General features: G+C 38.4%; 20 protein-coding genes and 1 pseudogene. All 21 read right to left on the bottom strand.

Annotated elements, in window-relative coordinates; translation table 11 throughout:
- Positions 1 to 15: 15 nt before the first annotated feature.
- A complete protein-coding gene (locus WNY98_RS04185) occupies positions 16 to 573 on the bottom strand; it encodes a hypothetical protein (protein WP_331459313.1) in 558 nt (185 codons plus the stop codon).
- 17 nt (positions 574 to 590) lie between these two features.
- Positions 591 to 1,364, bottom strand: coding sequence for a ChaN family lipoprotein (locus WNY98_RS04180; protein ID WP_197184753.1), 774 nt, complete (start codon positions 1,362 to 1,364; stop codon positions 591 to 593).
- A gap of 117 nt (positions 1,365 to 1,481) precedes the next feature.
- A complete protein-coding gene (locus tag WNY98_RS04175; RefSeq protein WP_182716258.1) occupies positions 1,482 to 2,654 on the bottom strand; it encodes a lipase family protein in 1,173 nt (390 codons plus the stop codon).
- Positions 2,655 to 2,668: 14 nt separating this feature from the next.
- Positions 2,669 to 3,166: a DUF6795 domain-containing protein gene (locus WNY98_RS04170; protein ID WP_197184751.1), complete on the bottom strand. Its 498-nt coding sequence runs from the start codon at positions 3,164 to 3,166 to the stop codon at positions 2,669 to 2,671.
- Positions 3,167 to 3,329: 163 nt separating this feature from the next.
- A pseudogene (locus WNY98_RS04165) lies at positions 3,330 to 3,811 on the bottom strand (transposase); the annotation flags it as partial.
- Between the two features lie 99 nt (positions 3,812 to 3,910).
- Complete coding sequence (locus WNY98_RS04160) at positions 3,911 to 4,375, bottom strand: hypothetical protein (RefSeq protein ID WP_154946061.1); 465 nt, start codon at positions 4,373 to 4,375, stop codon at positions 3,911 to 3,913.
- A complete protein-coding gene (locus WNY98_RS04155; protein ID WP_342877206.1) occupies positions 4,368 to 9,026 on the bottom strand; it encodes an RHS repeat-associated core domain-containing protein in 4,659 nt (1,552 codons plus the stop codon). Before WNY98_RS04155 ends, WNY98_RS04160 begins: the two co-directional genes overlap by 8 nt.
- On the bottom strand, positions 9,026 to 9,877 hold the full coding sequence (locus WNY98_RS04150; RefSeq protein ID WP_197184750.1) for a hypothetical protein: 852 nt from the start codon (positions 9,875 to 9,877) through the stop codon (positions 9,026 to 9,028). The genes WNY98_RS04155 and WNY98_RS04150 overlap by 1 nt, the downstream gene beginning before the upstream one ends.
- Complete coding sequence (locus WNY98_RS04145) at positions 9,874 to 10,902, bottom strand: hypothetical protein (protein WP_342877205.1); 1,029 nt, start codon at positions 10,900 to 10,902, stop codon at positions 9,874 to 9,876. The genes WNY98_RS04150 and WNY98_RS04145 overlap by 4 nt, the downstream gene beginning before the upstream one ends.
- Before the next feature lie 2 nt (positions 10,903 to 10,904).
- Positions 10,905 to 11,195 carry a PAAR domain-containing protein gene (locus tag WNY98_RS04140; protein WP_024595244.1) on the bottom strand — a complete coding sequence of 97 codons (291 nt, stop codon included), beginning with the start codon at positions 11,193 to 11,195 and terminating at the stop codon, positions 10,905 to 10,907.
- A gap of 35 nt (positions 11,196 to 11,230) precedes the next feature.
- Positions 11,231 to 11,587 carry a hypothetical protein gene (locus WNY98_RS04135; RefSeq protein WP_342877204.1) on the bottom strand — a complete coding sequence of 119 codons (357 nt, stop codon included), beginning with the start codon at positions 11,585 to 11,587 and terminating at the stop codon, positions 11,231 to 11,233.
- A gap of 7 nt (positions 11,588 to 11,594) precedes the next feature.
- The gene (tssI, locus tag WNY98_RS04130) at positions 11,595 to 13,472 is read right to left on the bottom strand and encodes a type VI secretion system tip protein TssI/VgrG (protein WP_342877203.1); all 1,878 of its coding nucleotides are present in this window, start codon (positions 13,470 to 13,472) and stop codon (positions 11,595 to 11,597) included.
- 73 nt (positions 13,473 to 13,545) lie between these two features.
- On the bottom strand, positions 13,546 to 14,025 hold the full coding sequence (locus WNY98_RS04125) for a type VI secretion system tube protein Hcp (RefSeq protein ID WP_024594574.1): 480 nt from the start codon (positions 14,023 to 14,025) through the stop codon (positions 13,546 to 13,548).
- A 250-nt stretch (positions 14,026 to 14,275) separates the two neighbouring features.
- Positions 14,276 to 16,879 carry a type VI secretion system ATPase TssH gene (tssH, locus tag WNY98_RS04120; RefSeq protein ID WP_342877202.1) on the bottom strand — a complete coding sequence of 868 codons (2,604 nt, stop codon included), beginning with the start codon at positions 16,877 to 16,879 and terminating at the stop codon, positions 14,276 to 14,278.
- Between the two features lie 22 nt (positions 16,880 to 16,901).
- A complete protein-coding gene (gene tssG, locus WNY98_RS04115) occupies positions 16,902 to 17,891 on the bottom strand; it encodes a type VI secretion system baseplate subunit TssG (protein ID WP_104643863.1) in 990 nt (329 codons plus the stop codon).
- A complete protein-coding gene (tssF, locus tag WNY98_RS04110) occupies positions 17,888 to 19,714 on the bottom strand; it encodes a type VI secretion system baseplate subunit TssF (RefSeq protein ID WP_342877201.1) in 1,827 nt (608 codons plus the stop codon). The genes tssG and tssF overlap by 4 nt, the downstream gene beginning before the upstream one ends.
- Complete coding sequence (gene tssE, locus WNY98_RS04105; RefSeq protein WP_058547842.1) at positions 19,711 to 20,196, bottom strand: type VI secretion system baseplate subunit TssE; 486 nt, start codon at positions 20,194 to 20,196, stop codon at positions 19,711 to 19,713. Before tssE ends, tssF begins: the two co-directional genes overlap by 4 nt.
- Positions 20,197 to 20,213: 17 nt before the next feature.
- Positions 20,214 to 20,981, bottom strand: coding sequence for a type VI secretion system accessory protein TagJ (locus WNY98_RS04100; RefSeq protein ID WP_058547843.1), 768 nt, complete (start codon positions 20,979 to 20,981; stop codon positions 20,214 to 20,216).
- 2 nt (positions 20,982 to 20,983) lie between these two features.
- Positions 20,984 to 22,510, bottom strand: coding sequence for a type VI secretion system contractile sheath large subunit (gene tssC, locus WNY98_RS04095; RefSeq protein ID WP_303428960.1), 1,527 nt, complete (start codon positions 22,508 to 22,510; stop codon positions 20,984 to 20,986).
- 36 nt (positions 22,511 to 22,546) lie between these two features.
- The gene (gene tssC, locus WNY98_RS04090; protein ID WP_058547845.1) at positions 22,547 to 24,037 is read right to left on the bottom strand and encodes a type VI secretion system contractile sheath large subunit; all 1,491 of its coding nucleotides are present in this window, start codon (positions 24,035 to 24,037) and stop codon (positions 22,547 to 22,549) included.
- A complete protein-coding gene (gene tssB / locus WNY98_RS04085) occupies positions 24,034 to 24,537 on the bottom strand; it encodes a type VI secretion system contractile sheath small subunit (protein WP_024598491.1) in 504 nt (167 codons plus the stop codon). Before tssB ends, tssC (WNY98_RS04090) begins: the two co-directional genes overlap by 4 nt.
- Positions 24,538 to 24,547 lie beyond the last annotated feature (10 nt).

The raw sequence follows: 24,547 nt of genomic DNA, 5'->3' as shown, positions 1-24,547 counted from the left end.
AAATACATTTAAAGTTTAATTTTCAGCTAACGAGGCTTTGGCTTGCTTTTGTAAATCTTTTGCAACTGCTATGCGGCCATCTCTGTCGGCATTATCTATGACGTATTGTGTATGGGTTATTACTTTTCCCCACATAGCCAGCTTTTCATATATTGTTGCCAATTCATAATGGGTAGAAGCTTTAAGAAAGATTACTTGGTTACTCTCTTGGGCCAAGTAAAGTTCATATAAACGTGCTGCTTCTCTTATATCTTTATTAACAAAGCGACCACTTTGGTATAGCCAAGCTAATGTATTAATAGCATTAGCTTCACCTTGATTCATTCGCGTATTTAATTCATCTAAATAACGAGAGCCATCCCCAGTATACATCCCTATATAATACAAAGACTCCCAGTGACCCATTACATAGGCTTTTTCACACCAAAGTAATAATTTATGTGGGGCATGCATAAAACTTTTTGCACATTGCTTTGCAGCAGTATCTGATGTCAAACTTGAATCATTAATATCTATATCAGGAAACATAGATGCGTTAGCATGTACAAAAGTCAATAAAGATAATGCGAACACAAACGAAGTTAATCCTTTTACCATTGGAAAGACCCATCACTATTTATACGTTTTTCGGGTAAGTGTACCTGGAAAGATTTAACAGTATTTTCATGTGGGAAGCCTTCCTTGTAAAAGTACTTCGCTTTCAAGTCCTCGTTCTGACTAGACATACCCTCACAACTTCTGTCACTGTAACAAGCTAAACCACCGATAAAATCAATAAAGCGAACATTTTGAATACCATGTTCTTTAATTAATGAATCAACTCCTATTTGGTACTTTAAATTCTTAACCGCATGCCATCGACTCATGAAAGCAACAATCTTATTTTGGTTAGAACTCTTAAGGATTCTAGCTAAATTATAAGCCCAAAGAGCATTTCTAAATGTATGTGCATCAAAACATTTTCCAGTAAGAGCTTTAGCTGATGGGCATACACTATCCATTACCTCCATAGTTTCGATATAAACATCTAGCGCTACAATTTTTAATCCTAAATCACGAGAAGCCTTTACAAGCTCAGCATATGCATGAGCCGTAAAATAACCATGAAACCAGTATTTATCGAAAAACTGTTGTATGCTGTCAAAGCCTTTACCTGTTCTTTGGTAAAAGTCTATTTTTTCCTGCATGTAACGGGGCAACATTTCCATAGCAAAATGTGTAAAGCCCGCTGCTTTCAACTGCCTAATAGCCTTTATAGCCTCATATTTGTACCCAGCAGCACTATGGCTAGATTCACCAAGCATCACTAAGCGCGCATTACCGGCCATTGTTTTATAATTTACATCCGTGTTTATTTTATTCACTGTATTTCCTTATGTTTAATAACTTCGAAGGGCTTTTAAACTAGATATTTTACATTTACTAATTGTGGCCCGCTTTATAAAAATGACTCAGTAGTTACCTGAGCCTTAATTTAATTACTAGCCAAAGGCGATATGAGGTGAAACTTTGACCGCAGCAATTACTAGTGTTTTAAGTTTTTCTAACATCCAAGTTAAAGCTTTTTTTACACCTGCATAAGTTATATCAACGGCAACAAATGGCTTTCCTACAAAGTTAAGTATATGCCCAATTAGCCCTTTACTATCTTCAGCAAACTTAATCGACATTTGAGAAATCTCTACAATTGACCGAGCTAATAAATCATAAATAGTTAAAACACCTGATGTGCCTATTTGACCCATAATACTTGCTAACTTACCGCTCTCACGTAATAAAGTGATAAGGGCACTTGTGATTTTTTCAGACCAATGTGCATTAAAAGAAGCATGATGTCGGTTATAGTACTTCAGACGTGTCATCGTTAAGTTAGATATCGAGCCTTTCTGCATACTTTTATAGTCAGGGTAACTAGCTGCAGTGTTAATATAACCTGGCGCATTACCTGCCATTTTATGCGCCGCACCCGTTAATGAAACACACGTACTTAGCCTATATTCGCTCCCCGCATGTACAAACGGCCAAACAGGAACCATAGCTACAGGGTCGCTACGATGAACAGCCCTATAAATGCCATCTAATCTTGTCTCTGTTTTAATTGCGAAAGGGTTAAGACCCACCCTTGGAGATCCAAAAGTATAAAGTTTTACAGGCACCTTATATTGAGCTTTAATCCAATTTGCTGCTAACGTTGCTAAAGCACCACCAAGGCTATGGCCAATACAGTGAACAGGGCGCCCACCTGCCTTACTCAATATTGCTGCTAGTTGCGGTTTAATAGTTTCAAAAGTACGATTAAATCCAGAATGTACCGGAGCTAAATTTGGGCCAACGGTAACACCACAGTGTAAATCTGTTAACGCATCAGCAAGCCCAGCAGTACCCCGTATTGCTATAACAATCTCGCCCGCATGGTTACCGGTACCTTTGCCTACACCAAAAAAGCCAAAACCAGTAGATTGGTTCAATACATGCTCTGCTGTTGTGCCACTTACACCTGTTAGTGTTGATGTTTTTGAATCAAATGCAAAATGCTTACTAATAATTGGATTCGACTTTATTTTTTTTGACTGATCACCAGCTGCCGAAACCGCAATGCTTTTGTACGCAAAATCAGCCAGTTGTGCCGCTATGCTAGGAGATAAAATTTTCATGTAAAATCCTTTTATTATTTAAAATCTTTAAAGTAATCCGTATCGTCGTCTTCAGTTTCATAGATTTCAAAGTCACTTTTCCATCTACAAATACTCGAGCCATAAAAATCTAAGTTTTCATGAGCATGGTTAGGAAATATAAAATCCACATTAGGTGATACTAAATCAGCGTTTAGACTGTTTAGCTTTTGTTTGTACTCGTCGGGCTCATCAATACCACGTAGCTCACTATTCCAAAGCTCATACTCTTCACCGCCATGAATTGCAGTAATAAGTTGATAAGTAACTTCATGGGAAAACATATCACCGGGAATTTTTGACTCAACAACAACTTCTGGCATATTAAACGTGCCATCGGAAGCTGTGATAACCTGATCTTCTTTTTCAATTTTATGTGCAAATTTAAGGCTGCGATTAATTAAAACACCTTCAACGGGATTGCCGTTTAAAGTAATAATTCCTTTAACTTCAGAGCACATGTGTACGTCATATTTTTTTATTAAACCAAACATAGTGGTTTGGGCCTCCTTACCTATATTTCTAATTATTTAAAATAAGTACCACTAATTAAAAACGTGAAAGTAAATGACTTTCAACCGTTACCTCATTAGCCATAGCATGTTGAATGCGCGCCATACTCGCAGCAAGTGCAGCTTCATCGGATAGTGCTTACTATTTGAATTGGCTTCCAAAAGAAACCTGTAACGTTACCTTATTTTTTGCTCTACTATCTTGTTTTCATTAAATCAACGCATAAACCAAATAATACCTCTCAGTTACTCGCGATACTGTTTGACCGTTCGATTAAAAAATAGATTCAGCTTTACTTAGCTCTTCACCTTGCATGACCTTTTGCGTAAGTTCGGTGCCCTTGCACAGCTTATGCCAGCGAATAACAATCGCTTTGTCATTTTTTTATCATCTACATACAGCACTAAATGGGTGTGATTACTCATTACTGCATAAGCACACACGTCAATACAAAACACTTTGGCAAGCATAAGTAACTTTTCTTCAACCCAGCCTCTTCGATGCACGTAAGAATTGCCAGTAAAATATTCTTCTCCACATAAAAATGCACGCCGAACACAACGCTAGATACAGTGGTAATATTTTGTATCAAACAAACTTACTTGACGCTTACTTGCGAATACCATTAAACACCCTGCTTGTTTTTCACACTGATAAGACCAAGTACTTGCTTCAAAATTAAGATATGTGTCTTTGTTATCTAGGATATCTTTTTGAATCAAAAATCAACCAGGAAAGCTTTTTTCACTCATAACGCTTAATAAAGAAAGTCCATTATCTTCATTAAACTCCGCATTGAAGTAAATCTTATCTTTTTCAAAAACCAGAGCACTTTTAACTTTTAAATATTTACCAGAAGACATCATTATTTCTTTAATATAATTATAATTTGCCCCTAATAGTGTTTCTTTCACTTTGTATGGGCTAAAGAATTGATTAAGGTAAACAACTTCTAATTGACACGCCTTAGTATCTGAGTCACCTTCAAAATGAAAAAATAAACATTCAAAAATTTCATCTTCATTATATAAGATCGAAACTCCGCTATCTTTCATAATTAGGTAAGTCTCATCCAAATCATCATCGTGATGAAACTCCGGCTTTTCCTTAAAAATAGAATGGCATAGCTCTTCGATACCACTCTTTAAAGTCGATTCTACAATCTCACTAATCACATTAAAATCAATCATTATCGGTACTCAATTTAATAGGTTCTTTTTTATCATAAACATTTATAGACTTATTATAGTTATGCAGTTTAGTTATTTCATTATTAATCTCATTTTCACTATAACCTCGCTTGAGCAGCTCACCCTTTGTTGTTTCAGTATCTCTAAAAGCCGCTTTTTCTAAATCAGAGGCATCTTCACTAATCCTTACTTTTGTATTTCTCCCTCTAAATGTCGCTCCTGCAGCGTGAACTTCTTTAGGCTCCACTAAAACACCAGTTAACCTCTTTAGTTCAGATTTTTCAGCTTTCGTTAGCTTTCTTTCCCTTTTTATCTCTTCAGCTTTTATAATCTGCTTAATAGCTGGAATATGATTACCTTCAAGATCGTCGCCTACTTTTGCTCTCTTATTATGATTACTGTATGTGGTTGCTTCACCAACTTTTAAAGCTCCAGTTCCGCTACCAAGCTTTTTAACAATTGGTTCAATTGCTTCATCTGCAAACTTACCTGGAATAGCTTCTACCGCTAATGTTGCAGCACCGGCGGCAGTTACACCTTCATCAACCATAGTAATTACAGCATCGAAAATATCAGCGACGCCTTCAACAGCCCATTCTATCGGAAAAATACTTACTGGCTTTAAACCTTCCTCTTGTGGTATTGAATTCAGATTATCCTTAATTTCCTTAGGCGTTAATTGCCCATCTTGAGCTGCTTTAAATAATTTTTCAGATAGTTTTGGACTTATGCACCCAGAAGCTACACTTGTATCTAACGCTTTTTTTAAGCTCTTTTCACCCTCTTCACACATTAACCCAAATGGATCCACCCAATTAACAGGATTGGGTGCATATTGATAGTGATTTATGCCGCCCACTAACCCAATCGGATCTTGGTTTATAAAGCGTTGCTGCTTGGGGCTGTAGTAGCGATAACGGTTGTAATGTAAGCCGCTTTCTTCATCTAAATATTGCCCTTGAAAGCGAATTGGCTGAGTGAAGGTGTTTTCTTTATTCGTGTCAGGCTCGGCTTCTGGTTCTTCATAACCATATACATCGGCTTGGTTTTCCCATACGACTTCTGATTTGTTATTTGTTACAAAGCGTGGGGTGTTAAGTTGGTCTAGGTGGTAGTAGTACACCTCACCTTGTTTAATCAGTGCTACTGGGTGAAATTGGTTTGGCAGGTTGATATACCACGTATATTCACCGTGCTGGCATTCGCCGATTAACTGGTCGTTATCCCAAATGTAGTCAATTTTACCGTGCTCGGTGTGCTTAGCAATACGACGACCGAGTGGGTCGTAGTCGTATTGAGTGAGCGTGCCGTTATTATTAAAACAGCTTAGCTGGTTAAATGCGTTATATTCACGGCGGGTTTTAATGCCTTTGCCGGTTTCGCGTATTTGGTTACCGAACTCGTCGTAGTAAAAGTCGCTGTCGCCAAATTGTGTTAGGCGGTCGGCGTCGGTGGCACTGTTTATTGTGGTGTTGTTAGTACTTTCATTGTTTGCTACTGAGTCAACGTTGCTACTATTTTTACTACTACTTTCACTACTATTTGGCGCTAACTCATTGTATTCGCTATGCGTGGCGCGTGTTAAATCAATAGAAGAGCTGACTGTATGCTCAGCATTTACAGCCTTATGTTTTGCACCTTGGTCGCTGTTAGCTGTATCGCTAGCTTCTTTACCACACGTGCTTATATCTCTAGTGTCTGCATCGCTTGTGTTTGATTTTACTGTTTGGCTTTGTGGGTTACCAAAGCTATCCCACTGGTAGTGTGTGGTTGTATCAGCACCCGTTCTTGCCAGTGTTTGTTGTATTAACTGCCCCAAGCTGTTGTATTCAAAATTGATATTTTGGCTGCTTACGCCTTCGTTTTTACGGGCAATCAGCTGGTTTACGCTGTCGTAATTGTACGTACAGGTATCAAATAATGCTTGCGCTGGGTGTGTAAGCTGTTGCTGCGTTAAACGGTTAAATACATCAAACTGCTGAGTAAGGGTAGTGCTGTTACCAAACTGCTGGGTTTTAATATTACCTTGGCTGTCGTAGCCTAATGTTACAAGCGGCTTTGCAAGTTCAAGCTCTTTGCTGTTGGTTTGCTGTAAGTTAATACCGCTTAGCTGGCCAAACTGGTTGTAACTGTACTTAAGTGTGGTTGAGTCTGGCAACGTAAGGCTTTGCCTTCTGCCGTATTCGTCGTAGCTGTACTTTAGGGTATGCGCTTGTTGCTGGTTATTAACTTGCTCAGCACACAATAATCGCCCGCCTTTATCAAAGCGTTGTTTAAGTGTTGATTGCGCATTATGTGCACGCGCAATGTTACCTTGCTTTGTGTAGCTGTAGTAATTGGCGTTATTAATGATATGTGAGTCACTGGCAAGGCTTGCATGCTGCGCAGTTACACGGCCAAGGCTGTCGCGCTCTATTTTTACATGGCGTTTGTTGCTTTGCGTTACTGAGGCTAAACGGTTACAGGCATCGTATTTATACTGCTGGAGCGTGCCATCAAACCCGGTTATTTGTGTTGGGTTTTCGTTCGCGTCGTAACTTATGCGGTATACGTGGCCGTCGCTTCGCTCTATGGCTGTTAAGTTTCGCTCTTTGTCGTATGTTAAATGCAGTGCGCTGCCATCGGGCTGAATAACACAATGTGGTTGGCTTAGCCCTTCAAAATGTTGCTCTGTGGTGTCGCCTTTGCTGTTTTGCGAGCTAATTAATCGCCCTGCTTCGTCGTAGCTAAAATATTGATGCTGTTTATTTTCAGGCTCGTTTTCATCAAAGGCAATGGTTTGTGTAAGCTGGCCGTGCTCATTGTATTTATATTGAGTGAGTAAGCCTGCGTTATTCAGTGTGGCATTTACGCGGCCTAGGCTGTCGTAGCTGTAACGTATTAACTCATCGTTATGGTGTTTTGCTAAAAGCTCGCCTTGCTCGTTCCAAATAAATTTGGTGATTTGACCATTTTTATTAATATGCTGGGTTAACTGGCCGAGCTTATCGTAGCTGTATAATGTGGTGCGGCCATCACCAAAGGTTTCACTTTGTAATAAGCCAGCCACACTGTATTTACGCGTAATGGTTTGCCCATCAGGTAGGGTAGTTAATACACGTTGCCCAAGTTGATTGTAGGCAAAATGCGTTTGGCTACCATCTGGCTGCGTTAATGTTTCTAACTGGCCGAAAGGTGTGTAGCTATAGCGCGTTGTGCTGCTATCAGGCTTAATTTCACTGAGCTTTTGGCCTTGCGCATTGTATGTATATTGCCAAACATTGCCGTTAGGGTCGGTATGTTTTACCAATTTACCTTGTGCGTTATGTACAAAGTGCTCTTTGTGGCCGCGAGAGTCTATACAGGTTGTTTCACCAGCCTCTAAGTTATATTCAAACTGGTAGGTATAGGTGTTGTTATCGCCCCACTGCTTTATACATTTAGCGCTGGGTGAGTAACTATCCCACTCAAAGTGATGGCTAAAGCCACTGGCTCGGGTACGCTTTGTTAATAAATTAGCGGCGTTATACGCGTAGCGCTCAGTTTCGTTTTGCTGATTAGTAGACTGAACAAGGTTTTTGTTTTCGTCGTACTCATAGCTAGCAAGCAATGGTGATAGCAATTGCTGTTTGTTGTTTTTATCGGTGTAGTACGCTGCTATTTTGCTTAATAAACCTTGCGCGTTGTAGCTAATTATACAGCCACGGACTTTGTTTACTTCTATACGGTGTAGGCGCTCTTTAGCATCGTAATAAAACGCGATGCTTTGGCCTTTTTCGTTAATTATTTTTTCAAGCAGCCACGCGCTTTCGCCTGGTTTAAACGTAAGGTGTTGGTCGTCTGGTGTTACAAGTACTTGCTTACCATTTGTTTGGTAATGTAGCGCAAGGTTACTACTTAACTGATAGCTCGATTGACCAGGTTTTACCTTTTCAAATCTATGTTTAGCGCCGTGCTCGTCTTGGTACTCTAACCAGTATGTCCCTTTTTGTTTAGGGCCCACTTTTGGCGGTGGCAAATAATGCTCACTAAGGCTTGCCATAAAGTCGTGGCGCCAACCATTACCCATTGTTGTGCACACATCAGCATGAGATGAGCGATACAAACGTCGCCATATTAATTGGCGACTCCCTGCTAGGGTAAAGTCGATAAGCGGGAGGATTTCTTCGCCCGAAAGCATTGAAACCGGATCTGAGCGGCATTCTTGGTTTGTAATGGGCTCTTCGCTTGCGGTGTTATTACTGGCGCCGCCAGTGTTTTTAGCGGGTGCTTGCGATGCGCTTTTACCTGATGCTGTTGTTTTAGTTTTTTTGTTAGAATTTTTACCTGCCGAGCTGCTATTAGTATTATCACTAACTTGAATAGAAGACTTAACTTTTTCACGGAAACACCTAATAGTCCCTGCAGCAATTGCTTTAATAAGCGAGTTAGCAGTTTTACGTTGGTCGTCTGCTTTAGAAGCTCCAATACCTATATTTATAAGTAGCTTAATAGTATCAATACGTTTAGAGGGATCATTCGTGAGCGTTTCACTAACTTGATCAACCAATTGATTCGCACTTTCGTTGGTATTAGTTACAACAGCTTCGTAGCCTGCAGGCGCTTTTGCAGCACCAGCAACTAGGCAAATGGGGTAACTCGTTCCTTGTAAAACAACTGTATTACTTTGCATTAGTTGTGTACTTCCTCACTTATCCATAAGTATGATGCTGCAGCTTGGTATTTTGATTGTTCTTGAGAAATCACTAACGCGTGTTTAAAGTGATTTACAATAGCTGGGCTTGAGGTCAATTGATATAAATTGACGAGTCCTTCAAGCGCACCAATTTTACCCAATTTGTAATTAGGTAATTCATAATGTGTATGCTCACTAATTAAGCTACTGAGCAATTGTAAATTTGTTAACCACACATCGCTTTCGTGGTTTACGCCATTACCTGGCGCACATATAAAATCTATTTGTTTTTTGCTATTAAGCGCAATGTTAGAAAACATCCCACTTAACTGATTATGCTTTATAAAATCTACAGATGGAGCTAGTTCGTGGCTTTGTTGCATCCAACCCGCTTTACCTGCTGTAACCGTTGCAAATGCACCACCAACACCTTGATAGGTATATTCACTGTTAATATTAGCTTTGTATGTTGCATCTACTGCAAGTACATTCACCTTCTCCCACTGATTTTTCTGTACAAGTTCAATCATTGCATTAGCGCCTGTAGCGCCATAAAACAAAATATGACTTACATGCTGTGGAAATAACTGCTTTAAACTATTTGCTAAAAGTTGCTTGAGCTCACCTTGATACTCAAGCGCAGGAAGCAACCAAACTAAAGGCGCTTGTAGGTCTTCAACTTTTGCAAATAATTCTTTTGCCTTTAATACGCAATCGTAAATGCATGCATTCCACGATTGCCATACTTTACACTCATTTAACACTGATACTTCGCCGTATAAAAGCTCATCTATGTCTTGTGAAAATGGTGCTAAAAAACACTCCATATTAATATTAAAAGCATTCATAGCGGTGCCTTCGCATCTAGCTTTTTAGCTGTAGCGTGCTGATAATAGCTGTATAAGTTAAATACAGCTTGGCTATAGCTATCCATAGCATACATCTCTATCGCATTTAACTTAATATTTAATGCCTTTCCAGCTATTAAGCGCAAAGGTGAAAGCTCACTTTCGTACTTTGGCCAGTTAGTTTGTAACTGGCGCTTAAATTCACTGCGGGATAGCGCATCACCTTGCCACGCTTGTAATTGCGTTTCAAAACTCACCAATAAATCAAGCTTATCACCAAGCAAACGTCTTACTAAAGCAATAATGGCACTTGGATCTTCAACTTTATTTAAAAAGGTATTAGCTAAAGGAACAAGTTTTGCAAAGCTACTTTGCAGTAATATCTGCATGGTTTGATCAACCGTTAAGGTGTTACTTGCATGGTTGCCAACTACGTTTACTTGTTCCCAACTTAGTGATAATAAAAAAAGCGACATTAACGGGGAATTAATAAGCCCAGCATTGCATAAGTGTTTAAACGTATTTATTACATCGGTATTTTTTGTTTGGCTGCTTACTAAAAAATTTTTATCCAACGCAGGCTGCAAATGCTCAAGCGACTCTTGATTAGTGGTTAATGCAAAGCCCAGTGTTTTTAAATCAATATAAGCGATTAAATTAAAGCTATGCTGTTGTAATAACACTTTATAAATAATTAATTTAGTTAGGCTATGTAAGGTGGGCTCATTCATTAAAGCGTTAATAAACGCTAGGTTAATGTTTTGAGGCAAATTAGCCATAACTTCAATACATGCTTGTGCTGTGGAATCAATGTTGGTGTCACTTTGTAAAAAAGCAATTAATTGTGCTAAATCTGGCTGGCTGAATTTTTGTGTTACGTTATTTTTTTTAGCCGTTAACCAACAAGCTTCTAGTAACTTTGTTTTGAGCGTTTTTATAAAACCTACGCATGTAAAAGGGCAATATTGTGCTTCACTAATTGCTAGCAGTTGCGCTTTATGATTACTTAGGTATGTAGATAGCAAGGTTAGCCACCTATTAACACTGTAGGATTGCCAACAACAATTTTACCACCATGGGAGCTGTCATCACCCATTCTAGCGGCTGGCTTACCGTTAATTTTAACTGAGCCAGAACCCGATTTAATGCTATCTGGCGGGCCAATACACACCATCATGTCGCCTTTACGCGCAGCGGGCATACCACCAATTAACACATTAGTTGAGCCAATAACTACAGGGCCGCCTACATGCGGCACTGTGCCGGTTGTTTTAGGGCACACATGCATGTGACCAATTGTAGCTGCGGGCTTACCCATAAAGACTCCTTGTCTGTTTATATTTTTATAATAAACTAATCAAATAAAGGGATTATTAATAACTTACTGTGCGCCACTAAAAGCGATAAAGACTCTATTAATTCACTTTGAGAGTAGTCTGAAAGTGCAACTGGGCTTTGCATAGCATATTGATATAATCCCGACACAATATCTTCACTATTTAATGCTGGGTGTAAATTATTTAAAAACTGGCTAGTGTAATAACCATTCATTGCTTTTAAATGACTTAATGCTGGATTTAGCAATGGATCGTCGGGTCTATTAATTGGTAAGCATATTAAATATGCCAACCCATAACGGCAATATACAACATATCCGTTATTATTAATCCCGTTTCTTAGCCCTGTGTAATAACTGTTTATTATTTCCATATTTGCACTAATTTAATTTAATTATTCCGGCTGATAAAGTTATAGCACTGCCGTCAACTTTAACATTACTACCTTTAATATCTATATTAGTACCTTCGATAGTTATATTACCACTACTACTCATTTTAATTTGTGCTGAACCTGTTTTAATAATAATTTCATCACCAGCTTCTATATTTAATGTTTTGCCAACTTTTAAAGTATCGTTGTCGCCCATTTCGGCAATACGATTTTTAGCAACTTTAAGGCTGTCGTTATTAGCAATATCTGTTTTTCTGTCGTTGCCAATTTCAATATTATGGTCGTGATCTGTTTTATCGTTTTGATCGTTTTTAACATACAGTTGCTTGTCTTTTTCTGCTTGAAGATAAACCAGCTCACTGCCTTTTTTATCTTCAAATCTAAGCTCATTAAAATTATCAGCCCCGCCTTCTTTTGTAGAACGTGTTTTTATACCGCTTTGTGTTTTTTCAGCAGGTAATGCGTACGGAGGCATTAAGTCAGCGTTATACACTGCCCCACTTATTATGGGTTGATCTGGGTCGCCATTTATAAAGTCCACAAGAACTTCTTGGCCTACACGAGGGAAGAAAAACGCCCCCCACTTTTTACCCGCCCAATTTTGCGCAACACGGATCCAACACGAACTTTTAGAATCTTTTTTGCCTTCTCTATCCCAATCAAACTGCACTTTTACACGGCCAAATTGGTCAATCATAATTTCATCAGCGCTGTCGCCAGTTACAATTGCCGTTTGAACCCCATTTATTACAGGCTTTTTCTTATTTATTTGTGCTCTGTAAGGGATTTCTTTTGGGACACATTCAAAGTGATTTGAATAAACTTCCTCTACCGATGACTGCTGCGAACCTGATTGGTTTGGCACTGTAATTGAGGTCATCATAGAGGTAATAACAAATGTTTTACCTTCAAGGCGTGGGTCTTCATGCTTTTTAAAGCTAAATAACTTACCTACAGTAAATGAGCGGCAATCACTACGCCCACTGGAAAGCTTCATGTCTCTTTGCAGTGACTCTAACTGTACAGATGCTAAATTAGCTGCGCGCGGGTGGCACTCTTGCTCGCCCGTGTATTCAAAAATTTCAGAGACCGATTGAGTAGGAAGCTCAGGGTTTGCTTGCTCGCCATCAGGGTATCGAGATGGCTGTTTAAAGTCGTAACCAACACGTTTAAAACTACCAGGGGCAATGCTTAAACCGCCTTGCCAGCGCGATACGTGTGATTCACTTAAATGACCAGTTGAAAATACAACTTTACCTTCGCCACATACTTCATAAGCTGTAATATCGTCAGCTAAAACAAGCGTATGGTTACTGTTTGAGTGTTCAAAAAAGTAAAATATACCTTCTTGTTGAAATAAGCGCTGAATGAAATCAAAATCAGACTCTTGATACTGAACACAATATTCGTACTTAGGGTAGGTTTTACTGGTTTTATCGCTAAAGGCAACATTGTGTTGGCCAAATAAATCAGCAAATATTTCTTTAATTGTTTTCTTTTGAAAAATGCGGCTATTTTTACGATTGCGCATTGAAGCTGCGAATGGAACTATCGTCGCTTGATAATCTATATAATTTTTTTGCTCATCAACATCTGCCGTACGGCTTCCGTTTGAAACCAAATGACTAACTATACCGTGGTAGTAACGCTCACCACCGCCTTCTGCATTTTTTACTTTAATAGATACAGGTTTACCCACTAAATCTTCGTGTGCGATTTGTTTTCCAATCGTGTACATATTGGCAGACATAACAAACAAATCAGACATTGCCTCTTGGGCAACAAAACGAGTTAAATAGAGGGCATCTTTACCAGCAGGGGTGCTAATTTGAATTACGTTTTTATCTTGTGTTGCTTTTTGCATTCCTTGCTTTTCCCGTCCTAAAGATCAAAAAAAGCTCTGAGCAATGCCCAGAGCCATTATAAGGTAACAAATATTACATTTGTTGACCTTTAACACCGCTGTAACCGTATACAAGAGGAGCAGTAATGTTATTTTTGTCGTCTGTTGGAGTAACAGTCATCATCATTTCTGTGTAGCTGATAGTGATTGTTTCGATTGGACGATCGTTTTGTACTGATACTGAGTAGCTAGAAATCATTGCATCTGTAAGTTCGATTTTCATGATTTCTTCAACCTTATCACCTTGCTTAGTGATATGGAAAACAGCTGGTAAACCTTTACCGATTGTCGCTTCTTTGAAAAGATCCGGAGATGCTTTATCTTGAAGTTTAGTGATTGTTACGTCGCCAAGGCGAGTAGAGCTTGACTCACGGTCCATCGCTGTACCAGTAGCTGAGCTAATTTCACGACTTACATTCCAATCAAGAGATAAAACTGTAATTAAATCTTTGAAAGACTCAGCAGTAGTTTCGCCTTTGATTGAACCGTATTTTAAATATGTATTTGCTTGCATTTGATAATGCTCCTTTTTATTAAACAATGTTATCCATTAATACTGGATTCTTTACTTTGGTATATACCAAAATTCCTTTGAAACCATTATCTTTAATACAGCAATGAAAAGGCCTTCTGATTCCTTTCCTTAGATGAAGACAATGTCTCAAAAATTCCATGTAGTGATATCAGGCACCAAAATTATAATGCCCTCAAACTAAAGAAACAACCTTAATAACAAGTTATTTCAAATTAACTTTAATTAACCTTTAATTCAGCTCCAGTTCAAATTCATTATCTTTTATTAATAGCGATATACTATTAATTTCTTTGTCATCAACCATGCTAGAAAGTAAAACTTCAGACAATAATGGTAGCACTCTGTTTTGCAGTATAGTGTGAATATTACGTGCACCTGAGCCTGCGTTCTGGCAATTAGCAATAATATATTCAATTACATCTTTATTATAAATCAACTCGGCATTGTAATGTTTTTTAACACGTTTAATTATTTTATTTATTTGAATAGCGGCAATTTCTGTAAGAATATCGTCACTTAGTGGGATGTAAGGTATTACATTAATACGACCTAAAAATGCGGGTTTAAATGAAGCAAGTAAATCATCTTGTAGTGCCTTTAATAAACCTTTGATACTTGGTTTACTTTCTTCGTCTTCAAATAAGCTCATTGTGGTGTCTGTGCCCACGTTTGAGGTCATAATTATAATGGTGTTTTTAAAGTCGATATCGCGGCCTTCACCGTCTTTTATTGTACCTTTATCAAAAACTTGATAAAAAATATCTTGCACGCCAGGATGTGCTTTTTCCATCTCATCTAAAAGTACAACACTGTATGGCTTTCTTCTTACGGCTTCGGTTAGTATGCCTCCCTCGCCGTAACCTACATACCCTGGAGGTGAGCCAAGCAGTAAAGATACTTTATGCTCTTCTTTAAACTCAGACATATTAATTACAGTGACGTTTTCTTCACTACCATATACTTCTTGGGCTAAAGAAAGCGCTGTTTCTGTTTTACCTACACCGCTTGGCCCTGCTAACATAAATATACCGTTAGGGCGGCTTTCATCAGCTAGTTGAGCACGCGATGTTTGAACAACTTTAGCTATTAAATCAAGAGCATGGTCTTGTCCTACAACTCGTTGCTTCATTTGTTGTGCTAAATTTAAAATGCCATGAATTTCATCTTCGTGCATTTTACCAACAGGTATGCCTGTCCAATCTGAAATAACTTGCGCTATAAGCTCTTCGTTAACCTGCCAATGAACCATATTATGTTCAAAAGAGGCTAGCTTCTCTTTGCTAAGTCTTAGCTTATCGAGTATCTCTTGTGATGACTCATCGTCTTGAGAGTTAATAAGCTCTAGAGCTTGATTAAGCTCAGTTACAATTTCTTTTTCAGTACTAAATTGTTCATTTAAAGGGGCTAATTGCTCTTCAATTGTAATTAGCTCTGCTTTTAATGTGTCTAGCTGCTGTGAATGATCTAAACCCGTTTTTTGCTCTCTGTTAAGCATTTTTACTTGTGTTTCTATTTCGCTTAAGCGATTTACAAGCTGCTCAATAGTATTTGGAGTTGATGCTTGGCTCATTGCTACACGTGCACACGCTGTATCTAGTAATGCTACGGCTTTGTCTGGTAGCTGCCTTGCAGTAATATAACGATGTGATAAATGCACCGCGCCTTCAAGTGCTTGTTCAGATATAAATACCTTGTGGTGCTTTTCCATTACCGGCACTAAGCCGCGTAACATTGCTACCGCTTTTTCAGGGGTTGGCTCTTCAACTTTTACAACTTGGAATCGGCGTGTTAATGCAGCGTCTTTTTCAAAAAACTTTTTGTATTCAGCCCAAGTAGTTGCCGCTATTGTACGTAATTCACCACGCGCTAAAGCGGGCTTTAATAGGTTGGCCGCGTCATTTTGACCAGCAGCACCACCGCTACCAATCATGGTATGTGCTTCATCAATAAATAAAACTACCGGATTTACCGCATTCTTTACTTCATTGATAAGTGATTTAAGGCGATTTTCAAATTCACCTTTCATACCCGCACCAGCTTGTAGTAGAGCTAAATCTAAGCTGTGAATTTTTACATTTTGTAATACAGCCGGTACGTCTTTTTGAGCGATTCTTAACGCAAGCCCTTCAACGACTGCTGTTTTACCTACACCGGCTTCACCCGTTAAAATTGGGTTGTTTTGACGACGCCTTGTCAAAATATCTACCATTTGACGTATTTCGAAATCACGACCAAGAATAGGGTCTATTTTTCCAGCGAGTGCCTGGGCTGTTAAATCAACAGTGAATTGATCTAAGCTTGGGGTTTTAGAGCCAGCATTTGCCTGAGTTGATGCATTTTGTACTGAATGGTTACGCTCTTGAGATTGCGCAACTATTTCAGGCCATGCATGAAGCAATTGACCAGGTTCTATTTTATTAAATAACTTACTACAACGTGTAACTAAACTTGATAAAGTATCGTCTTTAGTAAGGGTATAAATAACGTATGCACTACGAATTTGATTATCTGTAAACTCAATGCTGGTACTTAACCAAGACTGCTTAAGCAGACTCGTTACATGTACTGACAAACTAGGTGATGACTCACTACCCGTTTTAAACGACTCTAGTGATTGATTTAAATCCTGCTGAACTTTATCAATATCTATATCGAACGAGCCAAAAATTAGTCTAACGTCATCTAATTGCTGCTCAATCATAGCTAGTAGCCAATGTTCAAGTTCAACCGTAAAATGACTGCGGCTATTACATATAGCAACGGCACCTTCTAGGCTTTTTCTGCAATCGGGACTCAGTTTTTCAACTAGTTTATTCAGTGTCATCGAAGACATACTTTGTTCCTTTTAATTTTAATTATCCCTTAAACGATAACTTAGTAGGGTTAGATTTTAATTTTTTATCTTGTACAGATAAGAAGCTATTGGCACCTAACTGACACTCATTTTTTGAAAGTTTAGCGGCGCCTAAATTTTGAAAATTTGACTCAATGACTAAGCGAAAGTTAATGGCATTGCCAACATAGTCTTTTGTTATTTTATTCGCGATTTCGAAAAGCGGACCTTTGGGCAAAAGTTGTTTTGCTTTATCTGGATCATCTGATTTTATGTGGATTTCGATATTAGAAGAGACATCCCATACTTTATTTCCAATCATGGTATCAACACCTAATCGGGCATGCTGGCCTTCATATAATGCTTGGCTGGCTAAACGGGTTTGTTCTTGCGCTTTTAGCTCGTGCCATTGGCCAACCATTTGTTTAATTGATACATCACAACCTAAGTATGACGAAAGTACGTTTTTTAAATCAAAGGCATTTCTAATTTTACGGCTGTATAAACCCGAAAAATGCAGTTGGTGCTCGTTATAGCCACCACTTAATAAACCGAGTATTTGTGTGTATGGGTCTTTGTTTTTTTCATTATTAACGTGATTAAGCGAAGGCTTATATTTTTTCCAAGCGCGGTAATAAAGTGAGATCAAGCGATGGTTAAACATGTCGTAAAAGTCACGCATCGTTGTATCTTTATAGCGTAAACGCTGCATCACAAGTTCACTATAAAACTGGGGTAAAGCGCCTGAACAACCCGTTAATCCCATAAAAGAAACCTGCATATTTACTTTATGCATACCGTCTTCAAAACCTGTTTCTTCTAGTTTAGTAATTGCATTACCTGGATAGCCAAACTTTTGGGTAGCAGTAAATTTAATCAACTCTTGCTTTGGACTACTGTCGTAACCGACGTGTCGATAATCTAAGCCATGCTTTTTGAGCTGATTTTCAATTATGAAAACAGCTTTATAAAAGTCAATTTGAGAAGCTTGTGAGATTATTTGCTTAATCATAATAATGGACTGTCACCCACTCTTGCAGGCCATTGATAATATATTTGTTCTTGCTCTTTAAGCCTTAAACTTAAACGCGTGTAACTATTTATTGCTGCAAATTGAGCAAAAAAGTGATCAAGTATTGATGCAAAGAAAAACATGCCGCTGCCAGAAAAGTCATCGTTAGCAAATGTAATTTCTATTTCACTGCCTGTTGCAAAGCTTACTTTGCCTTTTTGAATAACACGTGCTGTTGAGGGCTCGATTATCACTCTATAAATGTTATCTATCATGCCCTTAGTTTGTGGCGATGCTCTAAAATCGTATAAACGTAAAACTTCTTTAAGCTTATTGCATGCATCTTCACCACTAAACGTATCAAGCGTTAAATGATTAACTAACTGCCACCGTGTTGCATCAGCTAATATTGGTCTTACTGCATGAGTAAATGGCGTTAAACATCTAATTTTTTTTATTACATCGCCGCGCTCAGGCATTAATAAACCAAGTTCGTCATCACCAAAGGGCATACTTGCTGGTAGGTTACGATTACTACAATTTGCGCGCACAGTAAGTACAGAGTTTCCGTCACCATACTCCATCGCACTATTTTCAAAAGTAGCATCAACTAACGATAAAAATGTTTCGGTTCCTGACTCTACATAACCGCCAGCCCACGAAGCGGTTTCTCGACGAATATGCCAAAACAAATCATCATGCCCATGATATTTAGGATGTGTTTGACCATAAAAAGGCGAAACAATTTGCTTGTTGCCTTTATGATCAAATGCAATAACTTCAAAAATACCAATTACTTCTGATATCTCCGAATCCATATAACGCGGTGTTAATTGGTATTCATATTCACTGATCTCAGGTCTTATTGGCTCAAGCTCTTGTTCAAATAAGTTTATTATTGGGGTACAGCCTAATAAGAACATATCTTTATCTACTTGCTTTTCAAGCTCAGCAGATTCAGTATCTAGGTAAATGTAAATACTACATTTATTCGATTGCTTAGGCAGTGATGAGAGAATGCCTTCAAGCTCAAAAAACCTAAACTTCTCAGGAAAAGTAAAATTCTCAACAAGCAAACGGTATCCGGCAGATGAGCGCTGCGAATAAGGGACTACGGCTTCGTTAGAATCAAAACCTACGGCTTTTAATTGGTTTTTTGACAGGTACCTAATACCTTCATCGCCATTATCTATAGCAATACCGATACTATGCTTAAACAGTAACTCGTACACTTTAAGCGTATGATGCCACTGACCATTTATAAAAATACGAAGTTTTTCAAGGCCTGTTTCTGCAAGCGAAACCCCTTTATACTCACCCGTTAATTCTATTTTAAAAATAGATTTTGCTTTTTCGTGCCAGCGGGGCTTAGGCGCTACAAATGGGCTATTATCAAATTGCACATTTGTAATTTCAACGGGCCAAAGGTAAGTTTCATAACATGTTTGAAATTTACACTGCTTCATTGAGTCAACGTTTGTTTCTACTTCGCTGGCTTTGGGGATTACTACGCCCGCCGTTGATAAGTTTTCGGCTTCAAGTTTAACAACCGACATTGACGGAATTGGTGCTTGGTAATCTGGCAACATTTGCCCGAGCAAAGCATCTGTTAACTCCGGGAAGCTATCGTCGAGCTTTTGTCTTATATTGGCGGTTAAAAATGCAAAAGACTCAATTAGTCTTGATACATGAGGGTCTTCAATATGATCTTCACTTAACTTTAAACGCCCTGCAACTTTTGGGTATTTTTCAGCAAAGTCTTTACCTAAATGACGCACAAATGCTAATTCACGATTGTAATACTTTAATAACTCATCGTTCATAATGATGCCTCAATAATCTTCATACCCAAGTTAACGGGCTCAACTTCTGAATCAAAACTAATAAATTCTGGCTCAGGATCGGCGTATAAAAGTGCATTTATTCTTAAATTTAATACTCTATTTAAAGGTACTTCTTCGTCAGTGAACACTTCCACTTCAAGAAACCGTGGCTCAAATTTTAAAATTGTTTTTCTGACGGTTTCACACAGTAATGCGCGACCTTCATGAGAGCTTACAGACATACTCGAAAAGTCAGGTAAACCATAAGATAAACACGAAGTAGCCAGCTCAGTATATTGAGTTGGCCACGTATGCCACTGAATTCGGGCATTTAACAAAGCTTCAATATCTCTGCGCACGTTTTTTCTAAGCTCACTAATAGTGATCCCTTCGGTACGTGATGGCGCATCCTGAAAATCTGGCTCATCATCAATGAGCTTATCTATAATGGATGCTTGAAGCTGTTGCTTATGCTCTATCATGGTTGCTAAAACTTAAATTAAGCTGTTTCAAGTGAGTTGATTTTTAAATTTGGAATGGTGATCGCCTCATCATCAACAAACAGCATTTTCATTCCCTTGCCTATAATAAATTCATCTTTTAGCTCTACCCAGTCAGATACTTGACCTAGCTTTTCAAGCTCAGATTCAGAGTTAATATAAACAAGTGGCAAATGAGCTGTACCTGATGGGCCATCTTTGATCGTAATTTCAACACGTAACCAAATGCTTTCTAATAAAGACTCTACTGGCTCCATTTTTAACGATTCAATTTCGTTAAAGTTAGCTAAATAAAACTCACCATTAGTCCCTAGAACTTCTAGGTATGGGTTTAAGCAATCATCGAGATCTCTTGCTGATGACTCGTCTGTGCTAACTCTTATAGATTCCATTTCCTGAGCTAACTGAGCTGCTTCGTCGGTTGAACCTTCTAACAGAGCCACATGCATTTTCAAAAATAGTGTGTCTAATTCGTTTGCATCATGAAATAACTTAGGAATGCCTTTACCTTGATAAAAATCTACACGAGATTGCTGAGCACGAATTAGGTGTCTTAAATTTACTGCACCTACTGCAAACTCTGGATTTTTTTGTACCATAAAATCTAGTTGTTTATCAGCTTTTTCAAGCTCACCATTGATGCAAAGTAGTTCGGCGTAAATACTTCTGATATCAAAATTTAGTGGCTCATCTTGAAGCTCTGTAGCACAACAAGATAATGCATCAGTAAGTTTCCCCTCGCGAATTAAGCTATGTATTTTTTTCATGACTATTCCTTTATTTTATGATGAGGACTGAGCTCAGTAATTAATTTAATACTGGAGATCATCTGATCTAATTGAAAATGTGGCTGTAATTGTAAAACAGAAAAGTAATGCCCTGGATTAGCTTTATTTTCACTGACTTTTATTCTGGCATTACTTAAAGGGTACTTACTTCTTATATGCTCTGAGGCAGAATCTGAAGCAGTGGTATAATTATTTATCCATGCTTGTAAGTCTCGCTCACAAGCTTGTGCTGTGTTGTAAGACCCAACACGGTCGCGAGCTAATAACTTTAAATAGTGAGCAAAGCGAGATACACATAAAATATATTGCAGCATTGAAGATAAGCGCGCATTTATATTAGCAGCGCTTGATTCATAGTTTTTAGTTTTTTGAACCGACGCATTACTATAAAAAACAATGTGTTCTGTATTGGTTACTGACGATGTTGGGATAAAGCCAAGCTCAGAAAATTGCTTTTCAAATTTGCTTGTTACTAACAAGTTTAGAGGTGGCTTTGCTTCTTTTTGATAAGTGTCGTTTGCAAAACTATCTCTAGCCAGCCCAGTTACCAATCCCTTTGAAATTTTACCCGGCTCAATACCGCGAATATGTCCAAACCAGCCACTGTCGCAATATGCTCTTATTATGGTAGATACGAATTGATATGCTGCATTGCCCCAAAGCATATCGCTTTCAGGGTCTTTAATTTGTTCTTTAAAGTAAAAATCTTGATGGCGTTTACCATCATTGCTATATGGCGGTCTAATTAATACATGAGGAAGCGTAAGCCCAATAAAGCGAGATTCTTCCATCGCTCTAAAGCCTTGCCATTTAGCGTATTCAGGCTGTTCAAACTGATTAAACAAATCGGCGTAATAGCCTAAATCAGAAAAGTTATCTGCACCAAATAAGTTAGGAGAAGCGGAGCAAATAAATGGGGAAAAAGCCGCTGCCGCGGTTCTAGATATTTCTTTTATTGTGTCTATGTCATTATAAATTGTGCCCGCTGAGCACATGTTACTAATTTCGTAATCACCTATAACAACACCAAATGGCTCTCCACCTGCGCTATCAAATTCACTTTGATAAAGCAGCTGAAAAAATAAACTTTGGTCAAAATCAATGGCTTTGTTTACATCTTTAGAAAGTGTTGCCCAATCGCAGTTCAATACTTTTATTTTTACTTTATTTTCTTTGTCGTATTGTTCGCTTTGAAGTATTAGCCACCAAAGATTACGCCAACTGGCTTCTAACTTTTGAAATCTATCATTATGAATTATCAGGTTTAATTGTTCTGAAATGAGCTGATCGAGCTCAACAATTACGCGCTGTAAATAAGGACCCAGTGATTCTTTAGTCCATGAGATAGGTGAGTCTGAAGAGCCTTCAAGCCATAATAACAAGGCTTTATCTAGGTTTTTTTCGTTTAAAAACCTATCGAGTAAAGCCTCATTATCACTTATTCTAGACTGTGCTTTTTGTACAAAAGCGAAGTCTTGATTTATAAATGAAAACTCTTCGTGATTCATTCTACTGCATTATCCTTAACGCTAAAGATCAGTTTATTAACCGATCTCTGGAATTTTAGCTACAAGGCGTAAAGAAGAAGTAAGCTCTTCCATTTGTAGCCAAGGTCGTAACCATGCAACTGCATTGTATGCACCTGGTTGACCTGGAATCTCCTTAACCGATACTTTTGCATCAGCTAGAGGATAACGTGCTCTGATATCTTGACCACCACCCTCAGTCGCATTTACGTACGATAAGATCCAACGGTTTAACCAAGACTCAACGTCTTCAGCTTCCATAAAGCTACCAATTTTATCACGCGCCATTACTTTTAAGTAATGAGCAAAACGAGACGTTGCCATAAGGTAAGGTAGACGTGCAGATATAGCCGCATTAGCCGTTGCATCTGGAGTAGAATAAATTTGTGGTTTTTGACAGCTTTGGCCACCAAAAAATACGGCATAATCTGTATTTTTGTAATGACAAAGAGGTAAGAAACCTAACTTACTTAATTCCGCTTCGCGACGGTCTGTAATGCCAATTTCAGTCGGACATTTAAGATCTGGATCGCCATCATCGCTAGTGAAAATATGCGTAGGAAGACCTTCTACTTTACCGCCACCTTCAGCACCACGTATTGCAGTACAGAAACCGTATTGAGCAAATGCTTTGGTCATATTAGTTGCCATTGCATAAGCTGCATTACTCCAACAGTAATCACTGTTATCAGTACTTACAGAGCGACCATCTTTTGGTTCAACTTCAAACTCTTCATAGTTGAATTCTTCAACAGGTTTAGAAGCAGCGCCATAAGGTAGGCGAGATAAGAAACGAGGCATAGTTAATGATACAAAACGTGAATCATCACTGTCTCTAAATGAGCGCCACTTAGTGTATTCTAAAGATTCGAATACTTTTTCTAAATCGCGAGGCTTAGTTAGCTCTTCCCAGTTATCAAAGCCAAATAATGATGGCGATGAAGCGGCAATAAACGGACAGAAACCAGCGGCTGCTACATTAGACATTAGGCTTAATGTTTCAACATCTTCAGGATGGTTAGTAAACTCAAAGTCACCTACGATAGTACCGTAAGGTTCGCCACCTGGAGTACCAAACTCAGACTCATAAATTTTCTTGAATGTTTGGCTTTGGTCAAACTCAACAGCTTTACTTAAATCTTTATGAAGTTCTTTTTTCTTCATATTTAGCATACGGATTTTAAGTGTAGAGCTTGTCTCAGAGTTCATTACTAAATGGTGCAATCCACGCCAAGAGCCTTCTAACTTTTGAAACTCTTCGCTGTGCATTACTACACTTAGCTGTTTTGAGATTTTTTGATCGATTAATTGAATTGCTTCATTAAACGTCACTGTCATGTTTTTGTTCCACTGAACAGTCCCTTTTAAGGCTTCTTCTGTCAGTGTTTTAAGTAACTCTTCTGCACGGCTTGCATCTGTTTGTTTAGTTGCGCCAATTGCTTGCTCTAAAAGTGAAGACGTTGCTTCTGAAGTAGACTCTAATTCAGTACTTAGTTGCTCTGTACTCATTTTTCAGTCTCCTCTATTTTTAGTTCTTTTGCGATAGAGTCTAAGCTTGCTGTATTGCTTAATACTTCTTCAAGTACGTTTTCTAATTCTTCTGAGCGATCAATCTTAGTCATTAAATCGCGTAACTTGTTGCGTGTTTCCATTAATTTACGTAATGGCTCAACTTGATTCACAACAGCTGCTGGCTCAAAATCGTCAATCGATTTAAAGTTAAGTTTTACTTCAAATTCAGAACCATCATCATTAAGCGTATTATCAACTAATAATTTTAGTGAAGGGCTCATACGCTTTAAAACGTCATTAAAGTTTTCACGATCTATTTGCACAAATCGTCTATCTTTAAGTGGTTTTAATGCTTCAGTGTTATCACCAGAGAAGTCGCCCATAACACCAACAACAAATGGTAATTCTTTTTTTACTGCAGTGCCTTCAGTTTCCACATCATAAGTGATGTGTACGCGAGGCTTACGAACTCGTTTTAATTTATCATGGATACTCATAGAGAACTCC

Source organism: Pseudoalteromonas sp. AS71, from assembly GCF_038900275.1.
Taxonomy (GTDB): Bacteria; Pseudomonadota; Gammaproteobacteria; order Enterobacterales; family Alteromonadaceae; genus Pseudoalteromonas.
The sequence above is the reverse complement of the archived record's forward strand: the minus strand, read 5'-3'. Positions and strand labels throughout refer to the sequence as shown.